Source organism: Turicibacter sp. HGF1 (genome assembly GCF_000191865.1).
Taxonomy (GTDB): domain Bacteria; phylum Bacillota_I; class Bacilli_A; order MOL361; family Turicibacteraceae; genus Turicibacter; species Turicibacter sanguinis.
The window spans coordinates 1-19,692 of sequence record NZ_AEXQ01000086.1 but is presented as its reverse complement, the minus strand read 5'-3'; the positions used below and the strand labels follow the sequence as shown (position 1 = coordinate 19,692).

Below are 19,692 nucleotides of genomic sequence, written 5' to 3'. Positions count from 1 at the left end.
TTATTTTATTTCAATTCATGCTATGATAGTGAAATGAAAGTTTAAGGAGAAGTGAATGCATGAGATTAGTAGAAAAAGGCGTACTAATAGTCATATCAGGTCCTAGTGGCGTTGGAAAAGGAACTGTGCGCGCATCAATATTCGAACAAGAAAACCATAACTTGGAATACTCGATTTCAATGACAACAAGAAAGCCACGTGTTGGAGAACAGAATGGTGTGGATTATTTCTTCGTAGAAAAAGAAGAGTTTTTAGATAGAATTGATCAAGGTCAATTACTTGAGTGGGCAGAGTTCGTAGGGAACTACTATGGGACACCACTTGATTATGTAAACCAAAAATTAGATGAAGGAAAAGATGTTGTACTTGAAATTGAAGTACAAGGTGCCCTTCAAGTTAAAAATGTAAAACCAGATGCATGCTTTATTTTTATTGCTCCTCCAAGTATGGATGAACTTCGTAATCGTATCATGACGCGTGGTACGGAAGCGATGGATGTAATCAATAAACGTATGCAAAAAGCAGAAGCTGAAATTGGATTAGCTCACGAGTATGATTATATTGTGATTAATGACACGGTTGAAAATGCTCGCGATCGAATTATGGCGATTATTGAAGCTGAACACTCACGTAGTAATCGTGTTTTAGAATATTATAATAAAAATATTGTGGAGGTTGAATAATTATGTCAGGAATGCGTTATCCATCAATTGATAAATTATTAGATAAAGTCGATTCAAAGTATAAAATTGCTTATATTGCAGCAAAACGTGCTCGCCAAATCGTTGATGAAAACCAATCACAATTAGATTATGTTGATGGGTTACCAACAGCAAAATGTGCAAAACCAGTTGGGGTTGCTTTAGAAGAAATTCTTTATGATGTTGTTGATTTCGAGTTAAAAGAAGAATAGACCTTAGCTTTCGCTAAGGTTTTTTTGTTTGTGGGGCCCCCACACGTTTTAATTCCACCATTGGTGGGGCGGGCCCCCACACGTTTTAATTCCACCATTGGTGGGGCGGGCCCCCACACGTTTTAATTCCACCATTGGTGGGGCAGGCCCCAGTAGTGCAAAGCACAGTCCTCAATCACTGGGCGCACATGTTAAATAGTTCTCTCTTTCGAGAGATTAGGGTCTCCTTATTGGTAATGTTAGTATCAATTGAATTTAAATACCAAGTGTGATTACAAAACAATGAATTACATGTTGGTTTATATATTGAAGTTAAGGTGATGTGGTATAATATAATATTAAAAATGCCTAAGGGAGGTTATGAATTTGATTGCAGAAGTCGTGGTCGATATTAAAAACAAAGCGGTTAATAAAATATTTGATTATGAAGTTCCCTTAGAGTTAGAAACAATCATTCAACCAGGTGTGCGTGTGTTAGTCCCTTTTGGACCCAGAACGATTATGGGATTTGTCATTTCATTAAAAGAGAGCACACAATTAGAAAAAGTGAGACCGATTAAAGAGTTGATTGATGTGGTCCCGGTTTTAAATGAAGAGTTAAGAACGCTTGGACTTTCATTAAGTAAGGAGACTGGCAGTACGATGATTCAATGTTTTGAAGCCATGATTCCCAATGCAATGCGGGCGAAATATAAAAAGAAGTTGGTTCGCTTAACGGAGCATTTATCACCAAGTCTTGATGCATTATTTCAAACATCAAAAATATTAGATTATGAGGCAATCCCTAAAACGTACTGGCGTGATATCAAACAAGCTATTGAGCATCGTGAAGTCGAATTAGTCTACGAAGTGAAGGATAAGCTTGGGAAAAAAGTGACGAAGTATTTGATGCTCACTGCATCCGATATCGATTCTAATGCGTTTAATCGAGCGGTTAAGCAAAAGATGGTGATTGAGTATTTATTGCAATCTAAAATGCCAGTGCAAAAGCAATCACTGATCGAATCGCTTCATGTTTCAAGTGCAATTGTGAAGTCGTTAGTAGATAAAGGAGTGGTAAAAGAGATTGAGGTGGAGGATTATCGAGATCCTTTTGCTTCGCAAACTCATGAAGTGACGACGGCATTGACCTTAAATGATGAGCAACAATTGGCAGTAGATACTGTTGTAAAAGCTTGTGCCTCGCATTCCTCTGAGGTCTTTTTATTACATGGAATTACGGGAAGTGGGAAAACAGAAGTGTATCTTCAAATGATTGAAAATGTGATTAAAAAGGGGCAGCAGGCGATTATGTTAGTGCCTGAAATTGCGCTAACACCGCAAATTGCATCACGCTTTAAAAGTCGTTTTCAAAATCGAGTGGCTGTTTTGCATAGTGCACTTTCAATGGGCGAAAAGTATGATGAATGGCGTAAAATTTTAAAACAAGAAGTTCAAATTGTGGTTGGCGCCCGTTCTGCTATTTTTGCGCCGTTTCAAGAGATTGGGATTATTATTGTTGATGAAGAACATGAAGCCACATATAAACAGGAAGAATCACCACGTTATCATGCGATTGAAGTAGCCAAGCAAAGAGCAAAAATACATCAGTGTCCTGTCGTTTTAGGGAGTGCGACGCCTTCTTTAGAGTCATTTGCCAGAGCTCAAAAGGGTGTTTATCAGTTATTGACTTTGTCAAAACGAGCGGTTAAAACTGCAACTTTACCGCGGGTTGAACTCATTGATATGAGGGAACAAAAAACAGAAGCTGAGACCTTTATTTTAAGTGATCGTTTACAAGAAGCCATTCGTGATCGTCTTGAAAAAAATCAACAAGTTGTCTTGCTTTTAAATCGACGAGGGTATTCAAACTTTATGCAATGTCGTGAATGCGGTGAAGTGGTTAATTGCCCAAATTGTGATGTATCAATGACTTATCATAAACCCAACCATCGTTTAAAATGTCATTATTGTGGCTATGAAACACCTGTCTTAAACCGTTGCCCAGCTTGTCAAAGTGAAGAATTACGATTTTTTGGGCTTGGAACACAAAAAGTAGAGGAATATTTAAGTGCCCAATTTGAAGGAGCGCGAATTATGCGAATGGATGTGGATACGACGTCGAAAAAAGGATCACATCAAGAACTTATTGCGGCCTTTGAAAAGAAAGAAGCGGATATTTTAATTGGAACACAAATGGTTGGTAAGGGGTTGGATTTTCCTGATGTGACACTCGTTGGTGTATTAGCGGCGGATTTAATGTTGCATTTATCAGATTTTAAAGCAGCGGAGCGAACGTTTCAATTACTAACTCAGGTCGCAGGACGAGCGGGTCGTCATGAATTAGAAGGAGAAGTTTTAATTCAAACGTACAGTCCTGATCATTATGTTATGCAATGTGTCGTTAATCAAAATTATCATGCTTTTTACGAACAAGAGATGATGATGCGCCGTCGATTCGGGTATCCGCCGTATTTTTATTTAGCAAGTGTCATGTTAAGCAGTGAAGATTACAATGCCTTAATTTTAGCGTGTGATAAAGTTAATCAATATTTGCGAACTCACTTAGGAGGGAGTTGTGCTATTATTGGTCCAACCATGCCCTATGTGGGAAGATTAAATCAACGTTTTAGAATGTACTTTATGATTAAATATAAAAGAGAACCGATGCTTCATCAAATTTTAGGTCAATTATTAGTCTATTTTAGTGAAGATGTCGTGAGTTTGAGCTTAGATTATTATCCAAATCAGTTTAATTAATCAAAAAATGATGAAAGAAGGTAGTAAAATACCTTTAGATATGGTAATAATATTTAGAGTCTATGTTTATCGTTTATACAACATGAGAAGTAGTTACTTTAAAATCGAGTTAGGGAGCATCTCGTTTTAAAGTCATAAGAGGAGGAACACCATGACACGTGTCGTATTTATGGGAACACCTGATTTTTCAGTCCCGGTATTAGAAACTATCATCCGTGAAGGATATGAAGTAGTTGGAGTGGTTACTCAACCCGACCGACCAGTTGGACGTAAGCGAATCCTAACGCCAACGCCTGTTAAACAAAAAGCAATGGAACACGGTATCCCTGTTTTTCAACCAGAGAAAATTAAAGAAGATTATGATCAAGTCTTAGCGTGGAATCCAGATTTAATTGTGACAGCTGCTTTTGGACAGATTATTCCAAAAATTTTACTAGATGCACCAAAACATGGATGCATTAATGTTCATGCCTCATTATTACCGAAATATCGTGGTGGAGCCCCTATTCATAAGGCCATTATTGATGGTGAAACTGAAACGGGTGTCACAATCATGTATATGGATGTTAAAATGGATACAGGGGACATGATTAGTAAAGTAGTTGTTCCAATTGGTGAAAAAGACCATACAGGAAGTATGTTCGAAAAATTAAGTGTAGCGGGAGCAGAGCTTTTAAAAGAAACTTTACCTAAACTTTTAGCAGGTGAAATTGAAGCAACGCCTCAAAATCATGAAGAAGCAACGTTTGCTTGGAACATTAAACGTGAAGATGAACGTATCGACTGGTATAAACCAGCGACGACATTATATAATCAAGTTCGTGGACTTCATCCATGGCCAGTTGCCTTTACTCAATTGGACGATTTAGCCGTTAAAATTTGGTGGGCAGAACCGAATAATCATTTATATGATGCAGAACCTGGAACGATTGTTAAAGTCGAAAAAGATGGAATTGTTGTTGCATGTGGTGATCATGCAGGGTTAAAAATTACAGATATCCAAATTTCAGGTAAAAAACGCATGGATGTAGCGAGCCTTTTAAACGGCTCTCATCCAATTGAAGTTGGAAAGAAATTTAATTAATTATTGGAGGTATGACTCATGTCTAAAACTTACGTAGGACAAACAGACTACTCAAAAGAAACAAATCCGATTGCAACAATTGAAATGGAAAATGGTTCAATCATGAAAATTGAATTATATCCAGAGGTAGCACCTCAATCAGTTTATAACTTTATTTCATTAGCAAATAGCGGGTTTTATAATGGAGTGATTTTCCACCGTGTTATTCGTAGCTTTATGATTCAAGGGGGAGACCCTCAAGGTCTTGGAATTGGTGGACCTGGATATTGCATCAAAGGTGAATTCAAATCTAATGGATTTGATAATCCGGTAAAACATGAACGTGGTGTTATTTCTATGGCTCGTACAAACGTTCCAAACTCTGCAGGATCACAATTCTTTATTATGCATAAAGATTCTCCACACTTAGATGGAAGCTATGCAGCATTTGGTAAAGTCATTGAAGGAATCGATGTGGTGGATCAAATTGCGAGTGTCGAATGTAACCACTTAGATCAACCTGTTATTGGACAAATGATGAAATCAGTATCTGTAGATACTAAAGGGATAGAATACCCAGAACCAACAAAATTATAAAAAAATGGGGGCTAACTCAGACATTTGTTTGAGTTAGTTTTTTAATTTAGAGAGGAGTTTAGCATTCTAAACGTTTCGATGATGGTCTCAAAGTAGGAAGAGTTAAAATAGGTTGATGTCAATCAATTAGATTTAAAGATTGTCGGTTAGACTAATCGTAGTGAGTGAGACTTATCCCCATTGGATTTAAAAAGAGGAGATGAATGCAGTCCTGTTGATTTAAATAAAGAAAGAATTTGACGGAATCCATTTGAATAGATGATTATCTCTATAAAAGGGACATACTTTAAAAAAATCTGATGAGCGAACACCTAGGTGATAGGAGAACTAGCGAGAAGTCATAATTTTAAGAGCATATAAGTTGGGGATAAAAGGTTAGTATGTTAAAATAGAATAGATAGATAATCTACCTAAAAACTTCTTATTTAATGGAGGAGAGATCGATTTATGGAAAGCTTAAAGCTTGCTGAAAATGTTTATTGGCTTGGTGTTCAAGACCATGATCTTGAAGTATTCGATGTTGTCATGGAAACAAAATACGGGACATCTTATAACTCTTATTTTGTAAAAGGAGAAGAAAAGGTCGCTTTATTTGACACAGTGAAAGCGCCTTATTTCGACGACTATTTAAAAAAGATTGAAGGATTAGTATCAATTGATAAAATTGATTATTTAATTGTTCATCATACAGAGCCTGATCATGCTGGATCAATTGAAAAGTTAATTAAATTAAATCCTAATTTGACTATTATTGCATCAGCTGTAGCGATTCGTTATTTACGCAATATCGTAAACATTGATTTTAAATCACAAGCGGTTAAAATGAATGATGAATTAGATTTAGGCGGACGTACCTTAAAATTCATTTCAGCACCAAACTTACATTGGCCAGATACGATTTATAGCTACTTAGTAGAAGAAGAAATCTTATTTACTTGTGATTCATTTGGTAGTCACTATGCCTTTGATGAAGTGTTAATGTCAAAATTACCAGCCTCAAAAAATGAGGACTACATGGATGCCTTATTAAATTACTATAATCCAATTTTCGCTCCATTTAAAACCTATGTTTTAAAAGCGATTGCCTCACTTTCAAACTATAAAATAAGAATGATTTGTCCAGGACATGGTCCAGTACTTGATGCTCGAATTGAAGAAATTATGAACATTTATAAAGAATGGTCAACTGAAAACTTCTCAATGGATAAATTAGTTGTCATTCCATTCACATCTGCTTATGGATATACAAAAATCATGGCCGAAACGATTAAAGAAGGAATTTTAATGGTAAATCCTTCGGTAGAAGTTCGTTTATATGATTTAGATATTAAAAGCTATCCTGAATTAAAAGAACAATTATTACAAGATTTATATCAAGCAGATGCGATTGCAATTGGAGCAACGACTATTAATAAAGATGCGGTTCCAATTATTTGGGATGTGTTAACAGCGATGAATCCAGTGACTCATGGTGGAAAATTCGGAGCGGCATTCGGTTCTTACGGATGGAGTGGAGAAGCCGTGGATAACGTTCATGCTCGTTTAACACAATTAAAATTAAAAATGATTGATCCAGTTAAGTTATGCTTTAAACCAGATGAAGAAAAATTAGTCGATGTTTTAAAGTTAGGAAAAGCAATCGGACGTAGTTTATCAGAAGGAAAATTAGTTTGTGATTTAGATTAAGGGAAAAAACAGCCGTTGGCTGTTTTTTTATCGTTAGTGGTTATTAAAGGATTCATATGTTATAATGGAAAAAAATGAAAGTGGTGATGAAGTGAGTGAAATGGTGAATCAAGCAGAAGGGATTGGTTTTGTTAATCGGCGATTGACTGTTACGTCATTAAAATTAATTGCGATTTTGGCAATGTTTATCGATCATTTTGCAGCGATTGTTTTAACTAGTTTACAATCTGTTTATGGACAAAGTTTGGAGTCGTTTTTTTGGTTTCAACTCGTGATTATTTTAATGCGTCTCATCGGTCGAATTGCTTTTCCAATTTTTGCGTATTTAATTGTGAATGGATTTTATCATACCTCAAATAAGAAGAAATATTTTTTGCGATTAGCTCTTTTTGCAGTTATTTCAGAGCCGTTTTTTGATTTTGGAATTTCGGGTTCTTTTGTTGATATGAGTCATCAAAATGTTTTCTTTACACTAGGGCTTGGGTTATTAGCCATTTGGGGATACGATCATATTTCAAGAGATGAAAGTAAAAATTTTATCCCTGGATTGTTTATTGTAGCGCTTGGATTTTTAGCACAAATGATGCAAACAGATTATGGTTTTTATGGGATTATGACGATTTTTGTGATGTATTTATGCTTTGATAATTTTAAGCGATTAAGTCTTATGCTCATCATTTTAAATGTGTTACTCTATGGTGGCCAACTGAGTGTGATAACTTCTTTGATGAGTGATCATCTAGGCAATGGTTATGAAGTAGGTCTTCAAGTCATCTATTTTCTCATGTGTAACGCTCAGTTATTTAGCCTGTTTTCTTTGATCTTTTTAAAAGACTATAATGGGCAAAAAGGAAGACCATTTAATAAATACATGTTTTACGTGTTCTATCCTGTTCATTTATTTTTACTCGGATTACTCGTTTTAGGGTTACAAACATTCATTTATTAAAAAGGTTAGCTCAAAAGAGAGCTAACCTTTTTAATCTTCGTCACTACAAACACAAAAAGAATGTTGTAATTGGATATATTCTTCATTGCTAAGGTTTTTTAGATACTGATTCAGATGTTCCTCACAACAGAAAATACCAAATTTTGTCGTCATTGAGTGATTGTTAAGCGGTTGATGACAGTATTTACAAGTTTTATTCATAAAAAACTTCCTTTTCTTATTAGATTGGTTTTAGTATTAGTATATATCTATTTATTATAAAAATAATTAGAGAATATGGTGTTTTTATTGAGTTTTTTCATAAAAAAAGATGATACTAAGGACAGTTAGTGTCAACTTATTTTATAAAACTCGTCGAGAAAACGAATTATTTTGCTTTTCTCTAAAATTGGCTCATGTTATAATATATTGACTTTAAAAGGAAAGTAAGTGATGAAATGTTAGCAGGAAAAATTCATGAAATGAAAGTGGAGCGTCAAACACCACTTGGTTATACATTAACACTTGATGGAGAAGAATACTTTTTACATCAGGCAGAGGTAACGCGTCCATTAGAAGAAGGCCAAATGGTCGAGGTATTTGTTTATTACGATTCAAAGAAACGTTTAACAGCCACCATGCATGAACCAAAAGTGACGACTGAACAGTTTGGATGGTGTGAAGTTGTAAGTGTTCGTGATGAATTAGGAATTTTCGTCGACATCGGAATTAATAAACAAATTTTAATTGCTCCATCAGATTTACCAATTTATAAACATTTATGGCCTCAAGTTGGAGATTATGTTTATTGTTATTTAAAAGAATCGTTGTCAAATTATTTATTTGCGATTATTGCTCGTCCATCTGAATTTGGTGGGGTAAAACATGAAGCGCCTCAATCATTACACGGTAAAAAAATTAAAGCTCGTGTTATCCGTACTGGAAAAGTTGGGACAAATGTCATCACAGAAGAAGGATACATGGGATTCATTCATGAAAGTGAACGTCGTGAAGAACCACGTTTAGGTGAAATGATTGAAGGGCGCGTTGTTCGTGTCAAAGAAAATGGAGAGTTAAATATCTCTTTAATTCCACAAAAAGAGTTTGCTATTGTTGAGGATGCAGATGTGATCATGGAGTATTTAATGTCACGTCGTGGAGCGATGCCATTTTATGATAAATCAGAACCAGATGATATTCGTCGCGTTTTTAAAATGAGCAAGGCATCATTTAAGCGAGCTTTAGGAACGTTAATGAAACAAGGAAAAGTGTACCAAGAAGAAGGATGGACCTATTTAAAGGAAGATAATGAACAATAAAATAGCAACGGAGTGTACAGTCAATGAATTTTATTAAAAACGAAGTTTTGTCGGTGAAGATTAAAAACTTATCTATTATGTTAATTGGAAATTTATTAATGGTTCTAGCTATTAATATGTTTATAACACCAGCCAATTTATATACTGGGGGTCTGACAGGGATTGCTCAGTTAATTATTGAGTTTTTAAGCGCTGGATTAGGCATAGAATTGAGTCTAGGGACCCTTGTATTTGTCTTTAATATTCCAATTTTATATCTAGCTTGGCGATCAATTGGAAAACGATTTGCCGTTTTAAGTATGGTAGCAGTTGTGATTCAATCTGTCATGCTTGAAATGGTCCCTATTGGACAATTTTCTGAAGATATCCTATTAAACGCAGTATTTGGTGGAGTTTTAGTAGGTGCTGGAATTGGAATGATTTTAAAGATTGGTGGTTCAACTGGTGGGATGGATATTATTTTTCAATATATTTCAATGAAATATGATGGATCTTTTGGAAAATATTCATTTAGTATTAATGCTATTATTATCCTGATTGCGGGCTTAACACAAAGTTGGGAAACGGCTCTTTATACAATTATTTGTATTTACATTACTTCTGTTGTTGTTGATCGAATTCATACGATTCATCAGAATTTAACACTTTATATCGTGACGACGAAAGAGGAAGAAATGATTGAAACCATTTTAAAACATCTTTATCGAGGAATTACGGTACTTGAGGGTCGAGGTGCCTATACGAAAAATAATAAGAGTGTGTTGATGCTTGTTTTATCAAGTTATGAGTTATATGAAGTTTTAGCTATCATTAAGTCTGTTGACGAACATTCATTTACGAATGTGGTCAGAAGTGAGATGATCCAAGGAAACTTTGTTAAAAAGAAAATTTAATAAGAGCTTTTTTAAAAAAACATATCTGTGAGGCGTTGCAGCGCAGATATGTTTTTTTCTTTCTGTTACCGGGATTTTTTTAGTCTATTTTAAATGGATAAAAATAGCAAAAAAAACGATGAATTAAACATTTAAAGTTACTAATAAAAATGTTATAATTTCTCAAGGTTAAATGAATTATCCGTTTTGAGGTGAGAGACAAAATGGAGTTGGAGGATATGAGGTATGGATATTTTGACATCAGAGCGATTTAAAAAAGAACTTAAAAGCTTGGCGATTATTTCTGTAGGAACCATTTTATTTGCTATTGGAATTAACTGGTTTATCAATCCATCTGGGTTATACGTGGGTGGGGTAACTGGTATTTCGCAGCTGGTTAGTCGAATTTTATATAGTACTTTAGGGATTAAAATTAATTTAGGGCTTTTAATTTGGTCAATTAACGTTCCTTTATTATTATTAGCGTATAAATTTATTGGCAAAAGATTTACTTATCATACGCTATATACCGTTACGTTCTTAACCATTTGTTTGAATGTTATTCCTGAAAAAACATTTTCTGAAGATGTTTTATTAAATATTGTAGTTGGAGGGATGATTTATGCCCTTGGTAGTGGAACCATTTTAAAATATGGTGGTTCGACTGGAGGACTAGATATTTTATCCCAATATTTATCAATGAAAAAACAAGGTTCATTTGGACAATATTCATTTTATGTTAACTGTATTATTATTACCATTGCAGGATTTTTACAAGGGTGGGAAATTGCACTATATACCATTTTACTTATGTTTGTTCAAATGCAAATGGTTGATCGCATTCATACTCCACACAAAAGTTATACTGTCTTTATTGTTACGACGAAGCAAGATGAAGTTATTCAAACATTGCAAGCAAGACTTGGACGTGGAATTACGATTATTAATGCAGAGGGAGCTTATACCCACACGAATCGTAGTTTGTTAATGATGGTTGTTTCAAGTTATGAATTATATATTGCCCTTCAGTTATTAAATGAAGTGGATCCGCATTCTTTTACAAATGTCTTACAAAGTTCACAAGTCCAAGGAAACTTTGGCCGTAAAATTGTTGATAAGGCACAATAAACAAAAAAGCTGTTTCTAAATTGAAACAGCTTTTTTATTTTAATATTAGGGAAATTCCTAAAGGAAGAGTGAAAAGTAGAGGAAATAACAGATGAATTTTAATAGATTATGTTATAATATAAAGTGACAAATTATAATTACATCACGGTGGTTGAGAACGGAGTGGTATTATGGCAAATGCCCGTGAATTGGCTTTGCAGACATTAACAGATATTTTAATTAATGGTGCTTATAGCAATCATGCTCTAAATGAGCAGATTGAAAAAAGTGACTTAACCATTCAGGATAAAAATTTTATGACGGAATTGGTTTACGGAACTTTACAGCATCAGCAACTATTGAATTTTTATGCAACTCCTTTTTTTAATGGAAAAGTTAAAGGGTGGATTCGCATTTTGATACAAATGACACTCTATCAAATTCTTTATTTAGATAGTGTTCCTGAGCATGCTGCCATTTCTGAAGCTGTTAATATTGCTAAAAAGCGTGGTGGTCAATTTAACGGTAAATTGGTGAATGCTATTTTACGTGAAATGATGCGTAACCCTTTGTCTAATTTACAAGAAATTGAAGATGATGCCGAGCGTTTAGCAACGAAGACGTCACATCCTCTTTGGTTAATTAAGCTTTGGATAAAGCAATTTGGAATGGAAAAAACAGAACAAATGGCCAATGCAAACAATGAGCGAGTAAATGTAACAATTCGTGTTAATGGTGTTAAAGGAACGAAAGAAGAACTAAAACAAAAACTTGAAGAAGAAGGAATTCAGTGTCGAGATGGATTTTTAAGTCCAGATGCACTGGTCATTACAAAAGGGAATGTCATTAAGACAAAAGCTTTTGAACAAGGATGGTTTTATGTTCAAGATGAATCTTCGATGCTAGTGGCGAGAGCTTTAAAGCCAAAACATCACACGAAAGTGTTAGATACCTGTTCAGCTCCAGGTGGGAAAACGACTCATGTCGCTGAAATGATGCGCCAGACGGGAATGGTTTATGCTCATGATATTTATCCTCATAAAATTAAATTGATTGAGGATAATGTGAAAAGATTGGGGCTTAAAAATGTTGTAGTGAATTTACAAGATGCAACAAAGTTGACAGAATGTTATCCATCGGAAAGCTTTGATTCTGTTTTAGTTGATGCTCCTTGTTCAGGACTTGGAATTTTAAGAAGACATCCTGAAGTTAAAATAACAAAGAAACCTGAAGATTTAGATGGTGTGATGGCAATCCAAAAAGAAATTTTGAAGACAGTGGCTTCATTGGTGAAATATGGTGGAACTTTATTGTATAGTACTTGCACAGTCAATCGTAAAGAAAATGATAAAATGGTCGAATGGTTTTTACGCGAGCATCCTGAGTTTAAATTAGATCAAACATTAGTGGAGCGTTTACCTGAAGTTTTAAACGAACAAGCAAGTACTGGAATGGTTCAATTATTTCCCGGGGATTATCAAACGGATGGCTTCTTTATTGCTTGTTTAAAACGAGAAATTTTGTGATTATAAATGAGACTTTTAAACGATAATAAGACTAGGTCATTCATCGTTCAATTAAAAGAGTTCTAAAAGATAGAAATGGTGGTGCTATTATGGAGAAGAAATCCATTTATAGTTTAGATATACAAGATTGGCAGAATTGGTTACAAGAGCAAAAACAACCTAAATTTCGTGCTAATCAAATTTTTGACTGGTTATTTAAAAAAAGAGTGACTTCAATTGATGAAATGAGTAACTTACCAAAGGATTTAAAGGGGTTAATGCAAGAGTCTTTTGATGTCACAACATTAAAAGAGCGAAAAAAACAAGTGGCAAGTGATGGGACCACAAAGTTTTTATTTGAATTGTCTGATGGAGACTTAATTGAAACAGTTTTAATGAGACATAAATACGGGTGTTCGGTATGTGTTACAACACAGGTTGGATGTCGTATTGGGTGTAAGTTTTGTGCTTCAACCTTGAGTGGATTAAAGCGAAATTTACAAGCAGGTGAAATTGTGGCACAGGTTTTACGTGTGCAACAATATTTAGATGAATCACAGGAGCGTGTGAGCCATATTGTGGTGATGGGAATTGGAGAACCGTTTGAAAATTATGAGAATCTAACAAAGTTTATTGAAATTATTAATAGTGAAAAAGGTTTGAATATTGGATCACGTCATATCACCGTTTCGACGAGTGGAATTGTTCCTAAAATTTATAATTTTGCCGATCAACATCCGCAAGTATCGTTTGCTGTCTCTTTACATGCCCCGACAGATGAGCTACGCACCCAATTAATGCCGATTAATCGTGCTTATCCATTAGAAAAACTAATGGAAGCCGTCAAGTATTATATTAAACAAACTAATCGACGTATTACATTTGAGTACGGATTAATTAAAAATGTGAATGATACGGTAGAATGTGCTAATCAGTTAGCAGATTTAGTCGGAAGATTAAATTGTCACATTAATTTGATTCCAGTTAATTATGTTCCAGAACGAGGATTTGATCGTACACCAATTGAGCATATTGAAAAATTTGAACAAACGTTGAAAAAACGTGGGGTTAATGTAACAGTCAGAAGAGAGCTAGGTAGTGATATTGATGCAGCATGTGGACAGTTAAGAGCTAAGGAGGGGGCTTTAGAATAATGTTGGACCGAATGTGTTATAAGACTGATGTTGGAAAAGTAAGACCACACAATGAAGATGCCGTGACTATTTATCAAAATCCATTTTGTACCGTTATGGTGGTTGCAGATGGAATGGGGGGGCATGAAGCAGGAGAAGTTGCAAGTGAGATGGTCATTAAAGTTGTGGAACATTCCTTTAATGAAACACTTTCATTTGATGATTCAGAAGATTTACGTAAGTGGATTAAATTAGTTTTGCATCAAATTAATCAAGATATTTTGCAGTACATTGAGCAGCAACATATTTCTCATGGTATGGGAACGACAGTAATTGTAACGGTTATAACGAAGTCTTTTATTGCATTTGCTCATGCCGGGGATAGTAGAGCGTATGTATTAGCACACCAAGGTTTAAGACAGATCACAAAAGATCATACCTTTGTTCGAAAGCTTGTTGAAGAAGGAAAATTATCTGAACAAGAAGCAAAAACACACCCGCATCGTAATATTATTATGAATGCATTAGGAGTTAACAAAGATTTGAAGTTTGATTATTTAGTATTAGAAAATTATGATCTGAAGGCTATTTTATTATGTACAGATGGTCTGACTTCACTTGTTGAGGATAGGGATATTGAAAAAGTTCTTAAAAATCCTCTATCAACGAATGAGAAAGTTAATACATTAATTCAAATGGCAAATGAAAATGGAGGTACTGATAATATATCAGTTGCTTTATATGAGTGCTTTGAAGGGAGTTGCTCTAGATGATAATCGGTACAACGATTAATTCAAGATATGATATTAAAATGTTAATTGGAGACGGCGGAATGGCTAATGTTTATTTAGCCTATGATCGAACGTTAAAACGTCATGTTGCGATTAAAATGTTACGTTATGAGTTATCAAAAGACGAACGATTTATTAAGCGATTTAAACGTGAATCATCTCAGGTGATTAACTTAGATCATCCTAACATTGTTCATGTTTATAATGTTGGCGATTATAAACAGCAACCTTTTATTGTGATGGAATATGTAAAAGGGAAAACATTAAAAGATTATTTGCGTGAAAATGGAGCATTAAGTCCAGAAGTTGCTGTTCATTTAATGAAACAACTTGCAGAAGGGGTTCTTTACGCTCATGAAAATAATATTATTCATCGTGATTTGAAAACTCAAAATATTATGATTACAGATGATCAAATTATAAAAATTACGGATTTTGGTATTGCTTTATCAAGTAACGAAGCGGATATTACCCAAACCAATACGATCATGGGATCTGTTCATTATTTAGCGCCAGAACTTGCAAGAGGAAATTTAGCAACTGAACGTTCTGATATTTATGCATTAGGAATTATTTTGTTTGAATTGTTGACAGGAGATGTTCCATTTAAAGGTGAAGGAGCCGTTAATATCGCACTTCAGCATTTAGAAACTGAGATGCCGTCTCTTAAAGATGTGATACCGGAATTACCGAATAGTTTAGATAATATTATCCATCGTGCCACTGCTAAGCTACCAAGTGAACGATATCAAAGTGTTGAAGAATTGTTACGTGAATTAAATTCTGCACTTGCATCAGATCGTGTGGATGAACCGTTACAATCTGAAGTGATTAAAGAGATGGAGTTAGAAAAAACGATGGTGATGCCTGATTTAAATAAGGAGGTATCAGAAGAAATGGCGAAAAAGAAAAAACCAAAAAACAAAAGAAATTTGGCGTTTTAAATACAGCGTTATTGAGTGCTTATACGGTGTTTTTATTAATGGCAATGTTCTTCTATTACATTATCATTTATGAGCCATCTCATTATAAAGCGGAAGAAGTTAGAATACCAGATGTTGCCTCGATGACTATTGATGAAGCTGAAAGTGAATTAAAATCAATTGGATTAAAAAGCGCAAAAGTTATTTATATTGAAGATTCTAGTTATACAGAAGGTGATGTGTTTAAAACATCTCCTGCCATTGGAACGCGTGTTAAAGTAAAATCAGATGTAACGTTATACGTGGCGAAAAAGCCGAGTCGTTCAACAACAAGTAGTTCAACTCAATAAAAATGAAAATGGTCAGTGAAAACTGGCCATTTAGTAGGTGATAGTTTGAAAAAAGGTATAATTTTAAAGGCGTTAAGTGGATTTTATTATGTTGAAGAAGTTGAGACAAAAAAAATCATTCAATGTCGTAGTCGAGGATTATTTAGAAAACAAAAAATAACGCCTCTTGTTGGGGATCGAGTTCGTTTTTTAGTTGAAGAAGATGGAAATGGCTATGTCATGGAAATTGAAGATCGTCAAAATGAACTGGTTCGCCCCCCTATAGCAAACGTTGATTTGGCTTTGGTTGTTTTTTCAGTCAAAGAACCTGATTTTAACGTTAAATTACTCGATCGTTTTTTAGCGGTTATCGAGATGAATCGTATTGAACCGATTATCGTATTAACTAAATTTGATTTGTTATCAAAAGAAGAACACGAGGTTTTAGATCCTATTTTTGATTATTATCGTCAGATTGGTTATCAAGTCATTGAGACTTCATCAAGAAATCAAGTTGGAATTGAAGCGATTACGGAGTTAATTAAAGATCGCATTATTGTCGTTTGTGGACAATCAGGCGTTGGGAAGTCATCGCTATTAAATTCAATTGATGAAACTCTAGATATTCAAGTAAATGAAATTTCAAAAGCATTAGGACGTGGGAAACATACGACTCGTCACGTTGAGTTGCATAAGTTAAGTGGTGGATTAATTGCTGATACCCCAGGATTTAGTTCATTAGATTTAGATCAACTTGAGGCAACAGATTTATCAGAATGTTTTATAGATTTTTATGAACTATCAGACCAATGCAAGTTTAGAGGATGTGTTCATGAATTTGAACCAAATTGTGCAGTGAAACGGGCAGTAGAAAATCATGAAGTATTGTCTAGTCGATATGACAATTATTTACAGTTTTTAACTGAGATAAAATCTAGAAAGCCAAAGTATTAATTGTTGGAGGGATAAGGAATGTTAAAGATTGCACCATCTATTTTAGCAGCTGACTTTTCCATGTTAGCAGAAGAGGTAAAATGCGTTGATGCATTAGGAGCAGATTATATCCATATTGATGTGATGGATGGGCATTTTGTTCCAAATATTACATTAGGGCCAGGAATTGTGAAATGTCTTCGTCCCCATACAACGTTGCCTTTTGATGTTCATTTAATGATTGAAGAACCGGATCAATACATTAAAGAATTTGTAGAGGCAGGAGCGGATATTATTACAGTTCACGTTGAAGCATGCCGACACTTACATCGTACGTTACAATTGATTAAGCAATATAATATTGCTTGTGGGGTTGTTTTGAATCCTCATACACCGCTTGAAATGATTAAACATGTTTTAAATGATGTGGATTGGATTTTAGTTATGTCGGTTAATCCAGGATTTGGAGGACAATCATTTATTTCTGATTCATTAAATAAGATTACAACTTTAAACCAATGGCGAGAAGAGTTTGGATATGAATATTTAATTGAAGTTGATGGTGGTGTAAACGAAGAAACAGCACGTTTGTGTGAACAAGCAGGAGCAGATGTTGTTGTAGCGGGGTCAGCGGTATTCAATGCACCTGATCGCAAATTAGCTATTCAAAAAATTAAAGGATAATCATGATGATTGCTAAAATTATGTGTGGGGCCCCAAATGGTTGGTTTGATGAAGCTTCTTTAAAGGACGCATCTATTAGTATTGGTGTGGATAGAGGAGCCTTAGTTTTAGTTAATCAAGGAATTATACCTGACATTGCGATTGGTGATTTCGATTCAATTGGAGAGTGCGATTATCAAAAGATCCAACAATTATGTTCAAAGGTAATTAAGTTACCGTGTGAAAAAAATGAAACAGATACAGAGGTGGCTATTGAGTATGCGATTTCGCTTGGTGTCACCGAAATCTATATCTATGGAGCAATGGGTGGGCGAATTGATCATACACTAGCTAATATTCGCCTTCTGTTACAGTTTAGCGAAGCGAAAGTACGTATTTTTATAGTTGATCAAACAAACTCACTATGTTTACTTTCAAGAGGCGATCATAAATTTTTAAGACCAGCTCATCAATATATTTCATTTTTTGCTTTTGAGACAACGGTTAAGGGATTAACACTTAGAGGTCTTAAATATCCATTGACTAATTATGAGTTAACTCAAGGTGATATTCGCTGTATAAGCAATGAAGTATTAGCAGATAAGTTTAGTCTTTCATTTGATGAAGGATATTTATTGATGGTAAACAGTAGAGATTGAATGAAGGGTTTTTTAAATCCTGTTAAAATTAAGTTATATCTCCCTAACTTTTAACATATAGTGTAAAGAATTAAATTATCCTTTGCATGGGGGGAGAGATCTACATGAGATTTTATACAATTAAATTACCGAAATGGTTAAGTGCCATTGTAGTCGGTGTCATGAATATCTTCAAAAAACACTAAAAAAACTGTCGATTTAATCGACAGTTTTTTTCTTTCAGTATGAGATTATGAATTTTTAAGAATAAAATCAATATTTTTAATTATATCTTTAAAACTGTTAATTTATAGATTGAAATTTTTTAACATCGGACATATGATAATGGTATAAAATGGTAAAAAGGGGGGGAGATAGATGTCCTATCTATACTTATTAGATAGAATTGAAGAGGGGCGGATAACTGTTAAACAAGCGATAAAAGAAATTGAAAAAGACACTCAGCACAAGCTGGAATACCGTGCTAAGAAAATAAAAGTACGGATAATCGATGAAGGTAAAGTGATTCGACTTCCTGCTCTTCGATTTGGAATGATTAAAGCAATGTTAAAAATCTGTCCACCTTTTGTGAGATTTATTACAAAACACATGGCAACGACGGAAGAATCGAATGAAATGGTAGAAATCGTGATTGATGGATTTAGTGAGTTTTTAGATTTAATGAGGGGATATCCACCGATTAATCTTATTCATATTAAATCAGAAGAGAATGAAGTGATGATTTGTACCAAATAAAGGTGGTGAAGGATTTGAAGCAATATGAAACACTCGGATTTTGTCCGGTTTGCGAACAATCATTACTTGTCACACAGTTAAGTTGTCAATGTTGTAAAACCCAAATGAATGGACAGTATCGTTTGAATAAATTTAGTTATTTACCTAAAGAATTGCTCGTTTTTACTGAGGTTTTCTTGAAGAATAGAGGAAATATTAAGGAAGTTGAACGAGAGTTAGGAATTTCTTATCCAACAGTTCGAAGAATGTTAGACCAAACCATTCAATCACTCGGATACCAAACGACGGAAACTACTTTACAGACACATGAAATTTTGGATCGGATTGAAAAAGGGGAAATGACAGTAAGGGAAGCGACGGAACTGTTAAAAAGATAAAGTAAAAAATGAGAGGGAGATTTAAATGAATGAAGAATTAGTTAAAATTTTAAAGATGATTGAAAATAAAATAATTACAGCCGAAGAAGGGCAAAAATTAATTCAGGCAATGGAGACAGCGAAAAAAAAGGTAGCAACAGTTAATCAATCAATGATTGGGCGCTTTTTACATATAGATGTAGAGTCACTTGAAAAAGGGGATGAAGAGGTTGTAGAAATCAATATCCCATTAAATGTGGCAAAATCATTTTTAAAACTTGGATTTGTTCAAAATCAAATTAATGAAAAAGTGGGTACGGATGTAGCTGTTGATATTGATGAAATCACACGATTAATTGATTTAGATTTTGTGGGTGATTTAGTGATGGTGGACACAAAAGATGCAAAAGTAAGAATTTGGATTGATTAATAACAATAAAA

23 protein-coding genes are annotated in these 19,692 nt (G+C 34.4%); 22 read left to right on the top strand and 1 reads right to left on the bottom strand.

The features are described 5' to 3' along the window. Positions 1-59 precede the first annotated feature (59 nt). From gmk to HMPREF9402_RS08435, 7 genes are all read left to right on the top strand, one after another. Entirely contained in the window at positions 60-683 is a 624-nt protein-coding gene (gene gmk, locus HMPREF9402_RS08465; protein ID WP_006784040.1) for a guanylate kinase, read from the top strand. A 2-nt stretch (positions 684-685) separates the two neighbouring features. Continuing rightward, positions 686-913, top strand: a complete 228-nt coding sequence (rpoZ, locus tag HMPREF9402_RS08460; protein ID WP_006784041.1) for a DNA-directed RNA polymerase subunit omega — start codon at positions 686-688, stop codon at positions 911-913. A gap of 360 nt (positions 914-1,273) precedes the next feature. Beyond that, on the top strand, positions 1,274-3,652 hold the full coding sequence (priA, locus tag HMPREF9402_RS08455; protein WP_039930913.1) for a primosomal protein N': 2,379 nt from the start codon (positions 1,274-1,276) through the stop codon (positions 3,650-3,652). A gap of 151 nt (positions 3,653-3,803) precedes the next feature. After that, complete coding sequence (fmt, locus tag HMPREF9402_RS08450; protein WP_006784043.1) at positions 3,804-4,736, top strand: methionyl-tRNA formyltransferase; 933 nt, start codon at positions 3,804-3,806, stop codon at positions 4,734-4,736. Between the two features lie 18 nt (positions 4,737-4,754). Then, positions 4,755-5,312, top strand: a complete 558-nt coding sequence (locus HMPREF9402_RS08445) for a peptidylprolyl isomerase (RefSeq protein ID WP_009607134.1) — start codon at positions 4,755-4,757, stop codon at positions 5,310-5,312. Between the two features lie 447 nt (positions 5,313-5,759). Next, a complete protein-coding gene (locus HMPREF9402_RS08440) occupies positions 5,760-6,998 on the top strand; it encodes an FprA family A-type flavoprotein (RefSeq protein ID WP_009607120.1) in 1,239 nt (412 codons plus the stop codon). A 64-nt stretch (positions 6,999-7,062) separates the two neighbouring features. Next, positions 7,063-7,947, top strand: coding sequence for a TraX family protein (locus HMPREF9402_RS08435; protein ID WP_009607122.1), 885 nt, complete (start codon positions 7,063-7,065; stop codon positions 7,945-7,947). A gap of 30 nt (positions 7,948-7,977) precedes the next feature. Here HMPREF9402_RS08435 and HMPREF9402_RS14580 read toward each other — a convergent pair whose 3' ends face one another. Then, positions 7,978-8,148, bottom strand: a complete 171-nt coding sequence (locus HMPREF9402_RS14580; RefSeq protein ID WP_006784047.1) for a hypothetical protein — start codon at positions 8,146-8,148, stop codon at positions 7,978-7,980. Positions 8,149-8,384: 236 nt separating this feature from the next. Here HMPREF9402_RS14580 and HMPREF9402_RS08430 point away from each other — a divergent pair, with 236 nt between their 5' ends. From HMPREF9402_RS08430 to HMPREF9402_RS08365, 15 genes are all read left to right on the top strand, one after another. Continuing rightward, entirely contained in the window at positions 8,385-9,245 is an 861-nt protein-coding gene (locus HMPREF9402_RS08430) for a CvfB family protein (RefSeq protein WP_006784048.1), read from the top strand. A 23-nt stretch (positions 9,246-9,268) separates the two neighbouring features. Then, a complete protein-coding gene (locus HMPREF9402_RS08425) occupies positions 9,269-10,138 on the top strand; it encodes a YitT family protein (RefSeq protein ID WP_009607132.1) in 870 nt (289 codons plus the stop codon). A 225-nt stretch (positions 10,139-10,363) separates the two neighbouring features. Continuing rightward, complete coding sequence (locus HMPREF9402_RS08420; RefSeq protein WP_006784050.1) at positions 10,364-11,245, top strand: YitT family protein; 882 nt, start codon at positions 10,364-10,366, stop codon at positions 11,243-11,245. A 170-nt stretch (positions 11,246-11,415) separates the two neighbouring features. Then, positions 11,416-12,750: a 16S rRNA (cytosine(967)-C(5))-methyltransferase RsmB gene (gene rsmB, locus HMPREF9402_RS08415; protein ID WP_006784051.1), complete on the top strand. Its 1,335-nt coding sequence runs from the start codon at positions 11,416-11,418 to the stop codon at positions 12,748-12,750. 89 nt (positions 12,751-12,839) lie between these two features. Further along, positions 12,840-13,883 (top strand): 23S rRNA (adenine(2503)-C(2))-methyltransferase RlmN, encoded by a 1,044-nt coding sequence (gene rlmN, locus HMPREF9402_RS08410; RefSeq protein ID WP_006784052.1) that lies wholly within the window; start codon positions 12,840-12,842, stop codon positions 13,881-13,883. Further along, positions 13,883-14,635, top strand: a complete 753-nt coding sequence (locus tag HMPREF9402_RS08405; RefSeq protein WP_006784053.1) for a Stp1/IreP family PP2C-type Ser/Thr phosphatase — start codon at positions 13,883-13,885, stop codon at positions 14,633-14,635. The genes rlmN and HMPREF9402_RS08405 overlap by 1 nt, the downstream gene beginning before the upstream one ends. Next, complete coding sequence (locus HMPREF9402_RS08400; protein ID WP_006784054.1) at positions 14,632-15,597, top strand: protein kinase domain-containing protein; 966 nt, start codon at positions 14,632-14,634, stop codon at positions 15,595-15,597. The genes HMPREF9402_RS08405 and HMPREF9402_RS08400 overlap by 4 nt, the downstream gene beginning before the upstream one ends. Positions 15,598-15,623: 26 nt before the next feature. Then, the gene (locus HMPREF9402_RS08395; protein ID WP_155230774.1) at positions 15,624-15,926 is read left to right on the top strand and encodes a PASTA domain-containing protein; all 303 of its coding nucleotides are present in this window, start codon (positions 15,624-15,626) and stop codon (positions 15,924-15,926) included. Between the two features lie 45 nt (positions 15,927-15,971). Then, positions 15,972-16,859 (top strand): ribosome small subunit-dependent GTPase A, encoded by an 888-nt coding sequence (gene rsgA / locus HMPREF9402_RS08390; RefSeq protein WP_006784056.1) that lies wholly within the window; start codon positions 15,972-15,974, stop codon positions 16,857-16,859. A gap of 18 nt (positions 16,860-16,877) precedes the next feature. Further along, a complete protein-coding gene (gene rpe, locus HMPREF9402_RS08385; RefSeq protein WP_009607127.1) occupies positions 16,878-17,522 on the top strand; it encodes a ribulose-phosphate 3-epimerase in 645 nt (214 codons plus the stop codon). Positions 17,523-17,527: 5 nt separating this feature from the next. After that, entirely contained in the window at positions 17,528-18,160 is a 633-nt protein-coding gene (locus HMPREF9402_RS08380; RefSeq protein ID WP_006784058.1) for a thiamine diphosphokinase, read from the top strand. Between the two features lie 86 nt (positions 18,161-18,246). Beyond that, positions 18,247-18,345, top strand: coding sequence for a stage V sporulation protein SpoVM (gene spoVM, locus HMPREF9402_RS15040; RefSeq protein ID WP_083809710.1), 99 nt, complete (start codon positions 18,247-18,249; stop codon positions 18,343-18,345). A gap of 172 nt (positions 18,346-18,517) precedes the next feature. Next, positions 18,518-18,895: a hypothetical protein gene (locus HMPREF9402_RS08375; RefSeq protein ID WP_006783247.1), complete on the top strand. Its 378-nt coding sequence runs from the start codon at positions 18,518-18,520 to the stop codon at positions 18,893-18,895. A 14-nt stretch (positions 18,896-18,909) separates the two neighbouring features. Beyond that, entirely contained in the window at positions 18,910-19,272 is a 363-nt protein-coding gene (locus tag HMPREF9402_RS08370) for a DUF2089 domain-containing protein (protein WP_009607123.1), read from the top strand. Positions 19,273-19,297: 25 nt separating this feature from the next. Further along, positions 19,298-19,681: a hypothetical protein gene (locus HMPREF9402_RS08365; RefSeq protein WP_009607124.1), complete on the top strand. Its 384-nt coding sequence runs from the start codon at positions 19,298-19,300 to the stop codon at positions 19,679-19,681. Positions 19,682-19,692: the final 11 nt, after the last annotated feature.

What these genes read in the sequence shown, in the direction of transcription:
- HMPREF9402_RS08435 (WP_009607122.1), top strand. Translation starts at nt 7,063, where the DNA reads ATGGAAAAAAATGAAAGTGGTGATGAAGTGAGTGAAATGGTGAATCAA.
- gmk (WP_006784040.1), top strand. Translation starts at nt 60, where the DNA reads ATGAGATTAGTAGAAAAAGGCGTACTAATAGTCATATCAGGTCCTAGT.
- spoVM (WP_083809710.1), top strand. Translation starts at nt 18,247, where the DNA reads ATGGGGGGAGAGATCTACATGAGATTTTATACAATTAAATTACCGAAA.
- HMPREF9402_RS08445 (WP_009607134.1), top strand. Translation starts at nt 4,755, where the DNA reads ATGTCTAAAACTTACGTAGGACAAACAGACTACTCAAAAGAAACAAAT.
- fmt (WP_006784043.1), top strand. Translation starts at nt 3,804, where the DNA reads ATGACACGTGTCGTATTTATGGGAACACCTGATTTTTCAGTCCCGGTA.
- HMPREF9402_RS08425 (WP_009607132.1), top strand. Translation starts at nt 9,269, where the DNA reads ATGAATTTTATTAAAAACGAAGTTTTGTCGGTGAAGATTAAAAACTTA.
- HMPREF9402_RS08430 (WP_006784048.1), top strand. Translation starts at nt 8,385, where the DNA reads ATGTTAGCAGGAAAAATTCATGAAATGAAAGTGGAGCGTCAAACACCA.
- HMPREF9402_RS08405 (WP_006784053.1), top strand. Translation starts at nt 13,883, where the DNA reads ATGTTGGACCGAATGTGTTATAAGACTGATGTTGGAAAAGTAAGACCA.
- HMPREF9402_RS14580 (WP_006784047.1), bottom strand. Translation starts at nt 8,148, where the DNA reads ATGAATAAAACTTGTAAATACTGTCATCAACCGCTTAACAATCACTCA.
- rsmB (WP_006784051.1), top strand. Translation starts at nt 11,416, where the DNA reads ATGGCAAATGCCCGTGAATTGGCTTTGCAGACATTAACAGATATTTTA.
- HMPREF9402_RS08365 (WP_009607124.1), top strand. Translation starts at nt 19,298, where the DNA reads ATGAATGAAGAATTAGTTAAAATTTTAAAGATGATTGAAAATAAAATA.
- HMPREF9402_RS08420 (WP_006784050.1), top strand. Translation starts at nt 10,364, where the DNA reads ATGGATATTTTGACATCAGAGCGATTTAAAAAAGAACTTAAAAGCTTG.
- HMPREF9402_RS08400 (WP_006784054.1), top strand. Translation starts at nt 14,632, where the DNA reads ATGATAATCGGTACAACGATTAATTCAAGATATGATATTAAAATGTTA.
- HMPREF9402_RS08380 (WP_006784058.1), top strand. Translation starts at nt 17,528, where the DNA reads ATGATTGCTAAAATTATGTGTGGGGCCCCAAATGGTTGGTTTGATGAA.
- priA (WP_039930913.1), top strand. Translation starts at nt 1,274, where the DNA reads ATGAATTTGATTGCAGAAGTCGTGGTCGATATTAAAAACAAAGCGGTT.
- rlmN (WP_006784052.1), top strand. Translation starts at nt 12,840, where the DNA reads ATGGAGAAGAAATCCATTTATAGTTTAGATATACAAGATTGGCAGAAT.
- HMPREF9402_RS08440 (WP_009607120.1), top strand. Translation starts at nt 5,760, where the DNA reads ATGGAAAGCTTAAAGCTTGCTGAAAATGTTTATTGGCTTGGTGTTCAA.
- rpoZ (WP_006784041.1), top strand. Translation starts at nt 686, where the DNA reads ATGTCAGGAATGCGTTATCCATCAATTGATAAATTATTAGATAAAGTC.
- HMPREF9402_RS08375 (WP_006783247.1), top strand. Translation starts at nt 18,518, where the DNA reads ATGTCCTATCTATACTTATTAGATAGAATTGAAGAGGGGCGGATAACT.
- rpe (WP_009607127.1), top strand. Translation starts at nt 16,878, where the DNA reads ATGTTAAAGATTGCACCATCTATTTTAGCAGCTGACTTTTCCATGTTA.